Origin of the sequence: Streptomyces sp. NPDC058401 (assembly GCF_042722885.1) — a bacterium.
GTDB lineage: Bacteria > Actinomycetota > Actinomycetes > Streptomycetales > Streptomycetaceae > Streptomyces.
Genome location: NZ_JBHXKA010000030.1, coordinates 59,382 through 73,049, shown reverse-complemented (window position 1 = coordinate 73,049; position 13,668 = coordinate 59,382). Strand labels below are relative to the sequence as shown.

The window sequence follows — 13,668 nt, the reverse complement described above, 5'->3', positions numbered from 1 at the left end:
GTGCGGGTGGGCTGCCCTGCGGGGCCGGGTCCCCTACCCGCCCTTCCACCGTTCCGGGGGGGGGGGCCGGGCGGGCGGGGGGGACGCCGGCGGGGGGGGGGTGGGGGGGGGCCGGGGGGGTTGTTTACGCCCCCGGGGGGGCGGGGGGTAAACCCCGTGCCCCGGTCTACCGGGGGGGGGCCCGGGGACCGTACGGTACCCGCCGCCCCTCCTCGTACAGCGCTTCAAAGGCCTACTGGTGGGGCTTGACGGCCTTCTCGACCGGCTCCGAGCTCTTCGTCTCCACCGGCTTGCGCAGCGCGATGTTCAGCTCGCGCAGGCGGGACTCCTCCAGGATGGTGGGCGCGCCCATCATCAGGTCCTGCGCGTTGCCGTTGAGCGGGAAGGCGATGGTCTCGCGGATGTTCGGCTCGTCGGCGAGCAGCATGACGATGCGGTCCACACCCGGGGCGATGCCGCCGTGCGGCGGGGCGCCGAGGCGGAAGGCGCGGAGCATGCCGGCGAACTCGCGCTCGACGGTCTCGGCCTCGTAACCGGCGATCTCGAAGGCCTTCAGCATGACCTCGGGCTCGTGGTTGCGGATGGCGCCGGAGGACAGCTCGATGCCGTTGCAGACGATGTCGTACTGCCACGCCAGGATGTCGAGCGGGTCCTTCTCCTCCAGGTCCTTCATGCCGCCCTGCGGCATGGAGAACGGGTTGTGGGAGAAGTCGATCTTGCCGGTCTCCTCGTCCGCCTCGAACATCGGGAAGTCGACGATCCAGCAGAAGCGGAAGACGTCCTCCTCGAACTGTCCGGCGCGCTTGGAGGCCTCGACGCGGACGCCCGCCATGATCTTGGAGACCTCGTCGAACTCGCCCGCGCCGAAGAACACGGCGTGACCGGCGGCAAGTCCCAGGCGCTCGGTGAGGACCTTGACGTTCTCCTCGGTGAGGAACTTGGCGATCGGGCCGGTCAGCCCGCCGTCCTCGCCCACGCGGACCCAGGCCAGGCCCTTGGCGCCGAGCGAGATCGCGTACTCGCCGAGGCCGTCGAAGAACTTGCGCGGCTGGGCGGCGGTGTCCGGGACGGCCAGGGCGCGCACGTGCTTGCCGGCGAACGCCTTGAACTCCGAGCCCTCGAACACGTCGGTGATGTCGACGAGCTCCAGCTTGGACCGCAGGTCGGGCTTGTCGTTGCCGTACTTCATCATCGACTCGCGGAAGGGGATCCGCGGGAACGGCGAGGTGACCGGGCGGCCCTTGCCGAACTCGGTGAAGATCTCCGTCATCAGCCGCTCGATGGGCTGGAAGACGTCCTCCTGCTCGACGAAGGACATCTCGACGTCGAGCTGGTAGAACTCGCCCGGCGAACGGTCGGCGCGGGCGTCCTCGTCGCGGAAGCAGGGCGCGATCTGGAAGTACCGGTCGAAGCCGGAGATCATCAGCAGCTGCTTGAACTGCTGCGGCGCCTGCGGGAGCGCGTAGAACTTGCCCGGGTTCAGGCGGGACGGGACCACGAAGTCACGGGCGCCCTCGGGGGAGGTCGCGGTGAGGATCGGGGTAGCCATCTCGTTGAAGCCGAGGGCCACCATCTTGGAGCGGATGGAGGCGATGACGGCCGAGCGCAGCATGATGTTGCGGTGCATGCGCTCGCGGCGCAGGTCGAGGAAGCGGTACTCCAGACGGCGCTCCTCGTTCACCCCGTCGTCCGTGTTGATGGTGAAGGGCAGCGGGGCGGCGGCGCCGAGCACCTCGACCGCGGTGACCTCGACCTCGATGTCGCCGGTGGCGAGCTCGGGGTTGACGTTGTCCGCACCGCGGGAGACGACCTTGCCGTCGATGCGGACGACGGTCTCCTTGGTGACGCTGCTGAGCGCCTCGTTCGCGGCCGTGCCGGGACGGGCGACGAGCTGCGTGATGCCGTAGTGGTCACGCAGATCGATGAAGAGGATGCCGCCCAGGTCTCGACGATTGTGCAGCCAGCCGCTCAGCCGGACGTCGGAGGCGACGTCGGAGGCACGAAGCTCGCCGCACGTGTGGGACCTGTACCGATGCATCAGTCATCCAGTTCTACGTGATACCAGGGTGGATTCAACCGTCCCAAGGTTACCGTCCGGGGCGGGAGCCCGTGCGGGGCCGCCCGCGGGCCGCCCACGTGGCCGCTCGCCGGGGTGGTGAACAGGCACGTCAGCCGTATGACCTGTAAAGATGACCGAGTGCGCACAGAGGACGTCCTGGCCGCCATCGCGACCGGCTTGTGGCGATGGGACAACGCCTCCGGGACGGTCACCCTCGACAGCGAGGCCGCCCGGCTGCTCGGGCTGCCCGCCGAGCCCGCCCAGCTGCCCGAGGTCGCCGTGCGCTCGCGCTTCCACCCGGTGGACTGGAACGAGATCAACGGCATCGTGAACCTCGCGGTCGCCGAGGGCACCCTCGCCGAGGCCCGGCTGCGGATCATGGACGAGGACGGGCGCGTGCTGCGCACCGTGCGCAGCCGCTCGAAGCCGCTGGAGAACCGCTCCGCGGACGGCCGCGTCGACTACGAGCTGATCGGCACGATCCAGGAGATAGCCGAGGCCCAGCCCGGCACCACGGCCGTGCACACCCCCATCACCGGCGACTGGCGCCGCTCGCGCGAGGCGTTCCTGCTGGACGCCGGCCGGGCGCTGGCCGAGGCCCGCTCCACCGCCGAGGTGCTGCGGGTGGCGGCCTCGCTGTCCATGCCCGGGTTCATCCCCGACGGGCTGGCCGTCTTCGGCGTGTCCGGCGACCGGCTGTCGATCATCGGGCACCACGGGCACGATCCCGGGGACGAGGGCCCCTTCGCGGACATGCCGCTGCAGACGGACTACCCGGCCGCGGAGGTCGTCCGTACCGGCCGGGCGATCTACCTCCCCAGCCCCGAGGACTACAAGCGGCGCTTTCCGGCCACCTGGCCGCTCGCCCAGCGCTTCGGCCGGATCTCCTGGGCCTTCCTGCCGCTGATCGTCGCGGGACGCACCATGGGCGCCTGGATGGCCGCGTTCAAGCACCCGGTGTCCTTCTCCCCCGACGAGCGCTCCGTCCTGACCACGGTGGCCCGGATGCTCGCGCAGGCGCTCCAGCGCGCCGGAGTGGCCGAATCCGAGCGGGAGCTCACCACGGGCCTCCAGCGCTCGATGATGCCGCAGCTCGGCCCCGAGATCCCCGGGATGACCCTCGCCGCGCGCTACGTGCCGACCGGCGGCGGGCTCCAGGTCGGCGGCGACTGGTACGACATGATCCCGCTGCCTTCGGGACGGTTCGCGCTGGTCATCGGCGATGTCCAGGGACACGACGTCCGGGCCGCCGGCCTCATGGGCCAGCTCCGGATCGCGGTGCGCGCGTACGCCTCCGAGGGCCACCGGCCCGACGCGGTGCTCTCGCGCGCCTCCCGGTTCCTGGCGGGCCTGTGCTCGGAGCAGGACACCGCCGCGGACCCGGGCAAGGGCGGCGGCATGGGCGGCGGGGGCATGGGCGGCCCGGACTCCGACTTCCAGAGCCCGCGCTTCGCCACCTGCCTCTACGTGGAGTGCGATCCGGCGACCGGCCTGCTGGAGGTGGCCCGCGCCGGGCACCCCGACCCGGCGGTGCGGATGGCCGACGGCACCGTCCTGATGCGGCCCACGGCCGGCGGGCTGCCGCTCGGCATCGTGCCGGACACCGACTACCCGACGACCCGGTTCACCCTGGAACCCGGCGAGACGATGATGCTCTGCACCGACGGGCTGATCGAGACGGGCGGGCACGACCTCGACACGGGCTGGGCGCGGCTGCGGGCCATCCTGGAATCGCAGACCCCCTACGCCGCCGAGGACGCGGACCCGGAGCCGCGCCACCTGGAACGGCTGGCCGACCTGCTGGTCCAGGCGGTGCACGGCCCGTCCTCGCACCACACCACCGGCCCGCTGGCCGACCGGCGCGAGGACGACATCGCCGTCGTGCTGCTCTGCCGCGAGGGCGAGGGCTGCGGCTGCGAGACCCCGCTGCTGCACCCCTCGCGGCCGGCCCGGCGCACCATGACGACCGTCGCCCAGGCCGAGCCGGAGCGGGTCGCGGGCGTCCGCCAGCAGATCCGGGAGCTGCTGCACGACTGGGCGGACCCGGAGCAGCTCGACGCCGCGGTGCTGATGGTCTCCGAGATGGTGACGAACGTACTGGTCCACACGGACGGGGACGCCCTGCTCATCGCCGAGGCGGTGGGCGAGCTCGGCGCGCGCCGGCTGCGGGTGGAGGTGGCGGACGCCTCCGACGAGCTGCCGCACAAACGCCATCCGGGGGAGATGGCGTCGAGCGGGCGGGGCGTCCTGCTGCTGGAGATGCTGGCGGACGACTGGGGCGTCGACCCGCGCGGCGAGGGCAAGTCCACGTGGTTCGTACTGAACGAACGTTCCAAACCCGATTCCGACCCGCTGGAGTGAGCTCCGGGCGGCGGGCCCCCGGCGTGTTTGTATGAGCCGTGCCGACAACTCCCCTGCTGCCCGAGCCCGTACGCCGACTCGCCGCCTGGTGCGTCGTCGTCCTCCTCGCCACCGCCGTCCTCGCGCTCGTCGTATGGCTGTGCGCCGTCTTCCGTACGGTGGTCACGCCCGTGCTGCTCGCCGTGCTCGGCACGGCCCTGCTCGGGCCGATGCACCGGCGGCTGGTCTCCATGGGGGTCAACCGCTCGCTCGCCGCCGCCCTCACCTGCCTCACCGTGGCCGCCGTGGTCGGCGGCGCCGGCTACATCGTGGTCCTCGCGCTCATCGAGACCGGCGACCAGATCGTCGACTCCCTGCGGAAGGCCGGTGCGGACCTCGCGAAGCACTTCGGGGCGCTCGGCACCTCCCTGGAGGACGTGGCCGAGAACTCCAAGGACCTGCTCACCAAGTTCGGCGGAACGGCCGCCTCGGGCGTGGTCACCGGGCTCAGCGTGGTCGCCACGATGCTCGCGACGGCCCTGCTGGCCATGGTGCTGATCTTCTTCTTCCTCCGCGACTCCGACCGGGCCGTGACCACCCTGCGCTCGCTGGTGCCGACCCGCTCGGGCGACCTGATGGAGGCGATGGGGCGGCGCGCGTACGGGGCCGTCGAGGGCTTCATGCGCGGAACCACCTTCGTGGCCCTGGTCGACGCCGTCCTCATCGGCGCGGGCCTGCTGATCCTGCGGGTCCCGGGCGCCGTGGGGCTGGCCGCCCTGGTGTTCGTGACCGCCTACATCCCCTACCTCGGCGCCTTCCTCTCCGGCGCCGTGGCCGTCCTCGTCGCCCTCGCCGACCGCGGCTGGGTGATCGGCCTGTGGGCGCTGGGCGTGGTGCTGGCCGTCCAGATGATCGAGGGGTACATCCTCCAGCCCATGGTGCAGAGCCGCACCGTGCAGATGCACCCGGCGGTGGTGATGCTCTCCATCACCGCCGGCGCGAGCGTCGCCGGCATCCTCGGCATGCTCCTGGCCGTACCCCTGACCGCGGCCTTCTTCGGGGTGGTCAGGGAACTGAAGTCCCGCTACACGGCGGAGGCCTGAGGCCCGGTCGGCTCTGAGGTCCGGTCAGCCGGTGACCCGGGGTCCGGTCAGCCGGTGAAGGCGTCCGGGCCGCCCGGCTCGGTCTCGATGGCCCGGCGGTCGAAGATCAGCATGCCGAGGAAGAACAGGCCGCCGAGCAGGAGCAGGCCCACCACGATCACCACGGAGACCAAGGCCTCCTTCGGGGTCACCAGGACGAACAGCGCGATGAGCGTCCACAGCAGTGCGCAGACGGCGACCGGCAGTTCGAAGCGTCCCAGGTCGAAGGCGCCCTTCTTGCGGCTCAGGCGTCCGCGCACCGCCAGGTAGAGCACGATGGTCGCGCCGTAGGTGACCGCGGGGAGGATGGTGGAGGCCGTGATCAGCTCCAGCAGCGCGGCGCCCGGCAGCGCCACCATCAGGGCGACGCCCAGGGCGAAGACCAGCACGGTCGCCGGGATCGGCGTCCTCGTACGGGGGTTGACCCGCCGCATCAGCCGGTGGGCGGGGAAGCGCGCGTCGCGCGACATGGCGAAGACGAGCCGCGAGCAGGAGACCATCACCACGATCCCGGCGCCGAAGAACGCGATGCTGATCGCGACCAGCAGCGTCCGCTCCGTCACCGCACCGAGCTGGTCCCGCATGATCGCCGCGACCGGTGAGCCCTCGGCGCTGACGCGGGGGATGTCGTCGATCGCCACGGTGAGCGTGATCAGGAACAGCATGCCGAGGATCCCGGCCGCCACGACCGACCCCACGATCGCGCGCGGAACGGTACGGAACGGGTCCTTGGCCTCCTCGGCCAGGTTCGCCGCCGAGTCGAAGCCGACGAGGGTCGCGAGCCCCATGATCATCGCGAGCATCAGCCCGCCGCCGACCGAGAAGTAGCCGGGGGTGTTCTCGACGACACCGCGCGAGGTGAGGTTGCCGACCGCGCCGTCGCCCGTGACGGCCACGGCGATGACGAGCGCGATCGCCACCACCACGACCAGTGCCAGTTCGAGCCCCACCGCGACCGTGTTGATCAGACTGACGAGACGCGTGGACGCCACGGCCAGCACGGTCTGGACGAGCAGCACCACCAGGGTGATCAGGCGCGCGGTGCCCTCGTCCGGCGCGAGGCCGACGAGCGGCATGAAGGCCTGGCTGGCGAGCGCGTTGTCGACCGCCACCACGCCGATCGCCAGGTAACAGAAGGTCAGCCACCCGAACCACCAGCCGATCTGCGGGCTGGCCAGCCGCGAGGCCCACTGGTACGAGGACCCGCTGAGCGGGATGCGGGCCGCGAACTGGGCGACCACCAAAGCCACCAGGGTCTGCCCCACCGCGGCGACGATCCACAGCCAGATCCCGACCGGACCGGCGGTCACCAGGACCTCGTCGAAGGTCGCGAAGATGCCGACCGCCACCGAGATGAACGCGAACGAGATCGCGAACACCTGGAAGGAGCCGAGCGTCCGCTTCAGCTCCTGCCGGTAGCCGCCGGCCTCGACGGATCCCGCGTCACCCTGGGCATCGGACGACGACTCCACCACTGCGGCCACCTCGTCTTGCGGACCCCCTCCGGCGCTCGGGGCACACCGCGGGCAGGGGCTCGATCAGTGCACCATTTTGGCCGTCTGCGACACCTATGTCCCGCCCGACTCACGAGGGCGGCGGCGCGGATGCCGATCGGATGCCGCTCGGATGCCGATCGGGCCCCGCGTCAGTAGAGGGTCCCCATCGCGGCGCGGACCTCGGCCAGGGTGGTCTCGGCGACCGCGTTCGCGCGCTCGTTGCCGCGCCGCAGGACCTCCCGTACGTGGCCTCGGTCGGCCGCCAGCTCCGTACGGCGGGCCCGCAGCGGGGCCAGGTGTTCGTTGACGGCCTCGGTGACACCGCCGCCGACTCCGGGGTGGACACCGGGATCCTGACGGCGCACGCCGACCTCTACCGGCGCGGGGTCGCCGCCGGCTTCGGCGCCGACAGCAGCTCGCGGCTGGTCAGTCTGCTGCAGGGGGCGGCGCCGACAGCCTGAGGGCGGCGGGGACTTCCCGGTCCTCCAGGGGGTGCCAGGTGTTTCCGGCCTGGGCCGTGAGCACGATCAGGGCCGCCACGAAGACGAGGGAGGCCAGCACGAAGGAGCCCCCCACGACACCGGGGTCGGCCGGGTCGGTGGCGCGCAGGAGGAAGAAGGCGTGGACGGCGGGGGCCGCCGCGCCGATGCCGTAGGCCCACAGGGCCGCCTGATGACCGAAGGGGCTCATGTGGAGACGGGCCGCCGGGACCAGGGCGAAGAGCTCGTCCAGGTGGGTCCGGACGGCCTCCTGGAATCCCGGATCCGCGCCGTCGACGCCGAAGCGGGACCGGCGCCCGTCCGGCGCGTACCAGTGGAGCGCGCGGAACCCCGCGGCGGTGACCGGATGGGCCGGCCCGGCCGCCGCCTCCGCGGACTCCGGACCGTCACCGTCACCGTCACCGTCACCGTCGGGCAGCGCGCGCTCCTCCTGTAGCAGCCGGAGGGCCACGGCCGACGCCCGGTGGGAGTTGCGTGCCAGCCGGTCGGGCTGGTGGTTCCGCGCGCACAACGGCTCGGCGGCGCCCAGCAGTTCCGCGTGGTAGGCGTCGAGCTCCGGCAGGGCCCGCACCTGCCGGACGATCCGGGCCTCCACCGAACGCCGCCACAGCCGGAGCAGTCCGAACGCGATGTTCACCGCCGCCAGCGAGACCAGACAGGTCGTCAGCATCCCCATGGGGACGACGATCCGCGACGGACTCGCGGCCCGCAAGAGCCCCGGCAGCTCTCAGCGGCGCAGGGCCTCCGCCGGCTGGATGCGGGCGGCGCGCCATGCGGGGTAGAGGCCGGCGACGAGGCCCGTCACCAGACCGATGACCGGTGCGGCCGCCGCCGTCGCCGGGTGGATCACCGGGGTCCAGTCGCGGACCACGGCGACGAGGACCACGGTCAGGACCCCCAGGGAGGTCCCGACGAGGCCGCCGAGCGCGCCGAGCGCGCCGGATTCCGCGAGGAACTGCACGGTGATGTGGCGGCCGCGGGCGCCCAGGGCCCGGCGCAGGCCGATCTCCCCCGTGCGTTCCAGGACGGCGACCAGGGTGGTGTTGGCGATGCCGACGGCGCCGATCACCAGGCAGATGGCGGCCAGCAGGAGGAACAGCCGGTTCAGGTCGTCGCCGACCTGGCCCCGCAGCATCTTGGGGTTGGGCGGCGGCACGACCTTGAAGTACTCCGGGTGGTCGGGGCGCAGCGCCGTCGGGGCCAGCTGCCCGATCTGCTGGGCCGCACCGAGCCTGGTCGCGACCAGCATCCGCGCTCCGCCGGGGCCGGGTCCGCCCCAGATCCGTTCCGCCGTGGTGCGGGGCACGACGACCGACAGCAGCAGGTCGGCCTTGCGGTCCGTGTCGGCGACGATGCCGATGACGGTGAACGGCCGGCCGCCGATGAAGATCGCCGGGCTGGTCTCCAGCGTGGTGATGCCGAGCCGGTCGGCGACCGCCGTGCCGATGACGGCCACCGGCGCCTGCTGGTCGGAGGCGAAGGCGTCGTAGAGCCTTCCCTCGGCCAGCCGGGCGCCCGCGGCGGCGAGCACCCCGGGCGAGGCGGCCACGACGTCGGTACTGGACGGGCCGCCGCCGTCCCCGGCCACGGCGGAGGAGCGTACGGCCTCCTCCGCCGAGAGCCTGACCGGCCAGAACACCCCTGCGCGCTCGACCCCGTTGAGCCGCTCGATCCGTGCGTCGGCGTCCGCCGGGAAGGCGGGCCCGGCGAACTCGTTCCGTTCGTTGGCGACGTCCTCGACGGTCACCTCGGTCGCGCTGAGCGCGTTGAACCGGGTGTCGATCTGCGAAGAGGTGGTGGCGGTCAGCCCGAGGATCGCCACGAACGTGCCCACGCCCAGCACCGTGCCGAGCGCGGTCAGCGCAGAGCGGCCGGGCCGCTGGAGCATCCCGGCGAGGGACTCGGAGAGCACGTCGCGCCAGCCGAACACGGACGGCCGGATACGGCTGTCACGCCGTACACGCCTCACGCGGCTCACACGCCTCACGTGGCCACCTCGGACGCCGACGTCTCGGACACGGCCGCCTCGGACACGCTCAGCACCCCGTCCCGGATCGTCACCGTGCGCTTGGCGCGGGCGGCGACGAGCGGATCATGGGTGATGACCAGGACCGTCATGCCGTCCGCGTGCAGCCTCTCCAACAGGGCCAGTACCGCATCGGCGTTCGCCGTGTCGAGGTTGCCGGTCGGCTCGTCGCACAGCAGCAGGGAGGGCCGGGTCACCAGCGCGCGGGCGATGGCCACCCGCTGGCGTTCCCCGCCGGACAGCCGCGTGGGCAGCGCGTCGACGCGGTGGCCGAGGCCCACCTGCTCCAGCGCACGGCGGGCCCGGGTACGCCGCTCCCGGCGCGGGGTGCCGTCGTAGACGAGGGCGAGCGTGACGTTCTCCAACGCGCTGCGCTGGGGCAGCAGATGGAAGGACTGGAACACGAAGCCGATGCGCAGTCCGCGCAGCGCGGTGCGGTCGGCGTCCCGGAGCGTGCCGGTGTCGATGCCGTCCAGGAGGTACGTTCCGCCGCTGGGGGCGTCCAGCAGTCCGACGATGTTGAGGAACGTGGACTTCCCGGAACCCGACGGACCGACGACGGCGACGAACTCGCCCCGCCCGACGGTCAGATCGCACGCCCGGAGGGCGGCCACGGGAGGCGGACCGGGATAGGTCAGCCCGATCCCGCGGAACTCGATGACCGGCTCGGACTCCGCCCTGCTCCCGCTCCCGCTCCCGCTCGCGCTCCTGCTCCCGCTCCCGCTCCCGCTCACGGGGTGGTCTTCTCGCGGGCCACTCCGGTGATCACCCGGTCGCCGGTCGCCAGTGAGCCGTCCGCCACGGGCGTGACGGCCACGAACCCGTCCCCCGCGGTCCCCGTCCGTATCTCCACCCGGCGCCGCTCCCCGCTCTCGGCGAGCACGGTCACGGTGGTCCGGCCGTCGGCCCCGGAGCTGATCGCCGTGATCGGTACGACGAGCGAGGCGCCGTCCGTCGAGGCCGCGGTGACGGTGACGCGTACGTCCTGGCCGGTCAGCTCCGCCTTCAGCGGCGCACTGGGGGTGATCTCCACGAGCCACCCGGTCGCGCCCTGACCGCCGACCGGCGCGGGCGCGTCCGCGCCGCCCGGCGCCTGTCCGGACGGGGCGCCGGCCACGGAGGGCTTGTCGGAGACGAGCGTGACCTCGCCCTTCGCGGACAGGCCGGTCACCTCGGAGTAGATCTCGGCCGCGCGGCCGGGCCGTACGAGGTCCTTCTGGTGCTCGGGGACGCGGGCCTGCACCACCAGCTTCCCGGCGGACACCGTCATGGCGGTACCGGTCGCCTCGGCGCCCACCTTCGCGGCCACCGAGTCCACCCGGGCCGGGAAGCTCTGCAGGAACACCACCTCGGCCGCGGGCAGTTTCGGCCCGGCGACCGCCTCCGCGGCAGTGAGCTTCTTCTTCGCCTCGGCCAGGTCCTCCTGCGCCCTGCGCACGGCCTTCGCGCCGTCGCGGGCCGCGCCGGCCGCCGGCTCCTCGCCCGGCTTGGCGCCCGGCTTTGCGCTCGGCCCGGCACCCGGCCTGGTCGCCTGCGCCTGCGCGCTCCGGGCGTCTTCCAGCGCCCGCTGGGCGTCGGTGACCTGGCTCCGGGCCTCCTCGACGGGATCGCCCTCGGCACCGTTCGCGGAGACCGGGGCGTAGCCCACCGCCTTGTAGAAGGAGGTGAGCGCGGCCTTCGTCCCGGGGCCGAAGCTGCCCGCGGGGTCCGGAGCCGAGGAGTGACCGAGTGCCTTCAGCGCCTTCTGCAGCTGGGCGATGTCGTCGCCCGTGGCTCCCGGCACCAGGTCGCGGTAGACGGGCAGGCTGCCCTCCAGGACGAACACGGGCCGCCCGGACACCTCCATCAGGACCTGTCCCGCCTGGACCGTGTCCCCCGGCCGCACCCGCATCTTGGTGATCACGGGCCGCGCGGCGCCCGTCCCGGCGGACACCTGGGGTATCACCTCGACCGTCTGGCCCGCGACGACCTGGCCGCGGGTGATGACGGACGACGTGAGCACCCGGTGTTCCACCGTCGCGGTCAGCACATCGGCCCGCGGTGCCGCGGCCTCCGCGGCGGCCTGCGCCGGGGACTTCACCACCAGCGCCGCGCCCATCCCCCCGAGGGTGGTCAGTACGGCGCCCACCGCGACGGCCGCCACCCACCGTCGACGCCCGGACGCACCGCGCGCCCCCGCTTCGGGCAGGCCCGGCGCCGGGAGGTCCTGCTGGGCCACTTCGAGCGCCGTACCCGGCTCCGGAAGGCCCGGCTGGGCCACTTCGAGCGCGTTACCCGGCTCCGGAAGGCCCGGCTGGGCCACTTCGAGCGCCGCACCCGTGTCCTGCGCCATCCAAGTCCCCCTTCGCATGGCGGGTTTGAGCGGATCAGCCGCCGAGAATCCCGACGGCCGCACCGGACGGCGTGCACGCCACCGCCGCGACTCCGCGCGCGGCCGGTCGAACGAGCACGGAGACTCCGATGAGCGTCGGGGGGATCGAGCCGGCACGGGCGCTCCGGCCTCGCCCGGCGGATCCGCCAGAGGCGACCGGGGCATGAGTCTGCCGGCGCCTTCCCGGGCCGAGCGCCCAAAGAATAGGTCGTGTGCGCGGGTACGTCCACCGTCCCACCAGCGCTGGACGATCAAGTTCCGGCCATGATCAATTCGATGAAAGCAGAGCCGACTTGAGCCGAGGCCCCGCCTCGCGACACGGCGAAGCCCCGGGCCGGTGGCCAGGGGCTTCGCCGTACGTGGAGCGGGTTCGGGACCCGGGGCTCGCACCCCGGGTTCGATGTCAGTCCTCCGCGGCCTCGCCCGCGCCGCGGTGACCGAGGCCGGTGCGCTCGGTGGTGGGGATGCGGCCCAGCCGGCCGGCCTGGAAGTCGTCGAACGCCTGCTGGAGTTCGTGCTTGCTGTTCATCACGAACGGTCCGTAGTGCGCCATCGGCTCCCGGATCGGCTGCCCGCCGAGCAGGACGATCTCCAGCGCGGGGGCGTTGGAGTCCTGGCCCTCGTCCGCGCGCAGGGTCAGCGAGCCGCCCTCGCCGAAGACCACGGTCTGCCCGGTGTGGACCGGCCGCCGGTCCTCGCCGACCGAGCCGCGCCCGGCCAGGACGTACGCCAGGGCGTTGAAGTCCTCGCGCCACGGGAGGGTGATCTGCGCGCCGGGTGCGACCGTCGCGTGGATCATCGTGATCGGGGTGTGGGTGATGCCGGGGCCCTGGTGGCCGTCCAGCTCACCGGCGATGACGCGGAGCAGGGCGCCGCCGTCCGGGGTGGAGAGCAGCTGGACCTGGCCGCCGCCGATGTCCTGGTAGCGCGGGGGCATCATCTTGTCGGAGGCGGGGAGGTTCACCCACAGCTGGAGGCCGTGGAAGAGTCCGCCGGACACGACGAGCGACTCCGGCGGGGCCTCGATGTGCAGCAGGCCGCTGCCGGCCGTCATCCACTGGGTGTCGCCGCCGTTGATGACGCCGCCGCCGCCGTTGCTGTCCTGGTGGACGAAGGTTCCGTCGATCAGGTAGGTGACGGTCTCGAAGCCGCGGTGGGGGTGCCACGGGGTGCCCTTGGGCTCGCCCGGGGCGTACTCCACCTCGCCCATCTGGTCCATCATGATGAACGGGTCGAGGTACTGGTAGTTGATCCCGGCGAACGCACGGCGCACCGGGAATCCCTCGCCCTCGAAGCCACCCGGGGCGGTCGTGACGGCCAGCACCTTGCGGGCGGTCGTCTCCTGGGCCGGCTCCCCGACGCGCGGGAGCGTCAACGGGTTCTCCACAGTCACTGCAGGCATGGTCGGAACCTCCTTCTGGCGTCGAGTTTAGTTGAAACCCGAACTTTCTGCCACCCGCCAGAACAGAGCAGACCCCGGGGGAATTCCCCCGGGGTCTCAGGTTCTCTCGGCGACGCGCTCGGCGCGCGTTTCCGTCAGTCGCAGCTGGGGTGGAAACGGCACCAGTGGGCGGGTGCCGCCTCGGCCGGGGCCGCGGCGAGGGCGCCCACGCCCATCGCCAGGGCCACGGTCGCCAGCACGGCGGCGACCTTCGAGCGGAGCGCCTTGCGGGTGGTGGGAGTCGTACGGGTCATTGCTGCCTCCTCATGTCGGGATCCGGAGCGGGATCCGGA

At 72.7% G+C, this 13,668-nt stretch carries 12 protein-coding genes; 3 read left to right on the top strand and 9 right to left on the bottom strand.

Annotation, left to right across the window (positions count from 1 at the left end; all coding sequences use genetic code 11):
- Positions 1-232 precede the first annotated feature (232 nt).
- Positions 233-2,038 carry an aspartate--tRNA ligase gene (aspS, locus tag ACFWNV_RS14250; RefSeq protein ID WP_274548656.1) on the bottom strand — a complete coding sequence of 602 codons (1,806 nt, stop codon included), beginning with the start codon at positions 2,036-2,038 and terminating at the stop codon, positions 233-235.
- Positions 2,039-2,197: 159 nt separating this feature from the next.
- Between aspS and ACFWNV_RS14245 the strand changes: the two genes are divergently transcribed.
- On the top strand, positions 2,198-4,420 hold the full coding sequence (locus tag ACFWNV_RS14245) for a SpoIIE family protein phosphatase (protein ID WP_383945572.1): 2,223 nt from the start codon (positions 2,198-2,200) through the stop codon (positions 4,418-4,420).
- A gap of 38 nt (positions 4,421-4,458) precedes the next feature.
- On the top strand, positions 4,459-5,502 hold the full coding sequence (locus ACFWNV_RS14240; protein ID WP_383945569.1) for an AI-2E family transporter: 1,044 nt from the start codon (positions 4,459-4,461) through the stop codon (positions 5,500-5,502).
- 47 nt (positions 5,503-5,549) lie between these two features.
- Here the strand turns inward: ACFWNV_RS14240 and ACFWNV_RS14235 are convergent, their stop codons facing one another.
- A complete protein-coding gene (locus ACFWNV_RS14235) occupies positions 5,550-7,016 on the bottom strand; it encodes an APC family permease (RefSeq protein WP_383945566.1) in 1,467 nt (488 codons plus the stop codon).
- A 170-nt stretch (positions 7,017-7,186) separates the two neighbouring features.
- Positions 7,187-7,402, bottom strand: coding sequence for a hypothetical protein (locus tag ACFWNV_RS14230; RefSeq protein WP_383945586.1), 216 nt, complete (start codon positions 7,400-7,402; stop codon positions 7,187-7,189).
- Here ACFWNV_RS14230 and ACFWNV_RS14225 point away from each other — a divergent pair.
- The gene (locus tag ACFWNV_RS14225) at positions 7,334-7,498 is read left to right on the top strand and encodes a hypothetical protein (RefSeq protein WP_383945584.1); all 165 of its coding nucleotides are present in this window, start codon (positions 7,334-7,336) and stop codon (positions 7,496-7,498) included. The genes ACFWNV_RS14230 and ACFWNV_RS14225 overlap by 69 nt on opposite strands.
- Here the strand turns inward: ACFWNV_RS14225 and ACFWNV_RS14220 are convergent.
- The 6 genes from ACFWNV_RS14220 to ACFWNV_RS14195 form a co-directional block, all read right to left on the bottom strand.
- On the bottom strand, positions 7,464-8,213 hold the full coding sequence (locus tag ACFWNV_RS14220; protein WP_383945563.1) for a hypothetical protein: 750 nt from the start codon (positions 8,211-8,213) through the stop codon (positions 7,464-7,466). The genes ACFWNV_RS14225 and ACFWNV_RS14220 overlap by 35 nt on opposite strands.
- Positions 8,214-8,264: 51 nt before the next feature.
- Positions 8,265-9,467 (bottom strand): ABC transporter permease, encoded by a 1,203-nt coding sequence (locus tag ACFWNV_RS14215; RefSeq protein WP_383945560.1) that lies wholly within the window; start codon positions 9,465-9,467, stop codon positions 8,265-8,267.
- A gap of 53 nt (positions 9,468-9,520) precedes the next feature.
- Positions 9,521-10,222, bottom strand: a complete 702-nt coding sequence (locus tag ACFWNV_RS14210) for an ABC transporter ATP-binding protein (RefSeq protein ID WP_383945581.1) — start codon at positions 10,220-10,222, stop codon at positions 9,521-9,523.
- Between the two features lie 71 nt (positions 10,223-10,293).
- Positions 10,294-11,895, bottom strand: coding sequence for a peptidoglycan-binding protein (locus tag ACFWNV_RS14205; RefSeq protein WP_383945557.1), 1,602 nt, complete (start codon positions 11,893-11,895; stop codon positions 10,294-10,296).
- A gap of 442 nt (positions 11,896-12,337) precedes the next feature.
- A complete protein-coding gene (locus ACFWNV_RS14200; protein WP_383945554.1) occupies positions 12,338-13,336 on the bottom strand; it encodes a pirin family protein in 999 nt (332 codons plus the stop codon).
- A gap of 134 nt (positions 13,337-13,470) precedes the next feature.
- Positions 13,471-13,629, bottom strand: coding sequence for a hypothetical protein (locus ACFWNV_RS14195; protein ID WP_383945552.1), 159 nt, complete (start codon positions 13,627-13,629; stop codon positions 13,471-13,473).
- Positions 13,630-13,668 lie beyond the last annotated feature (39 nt).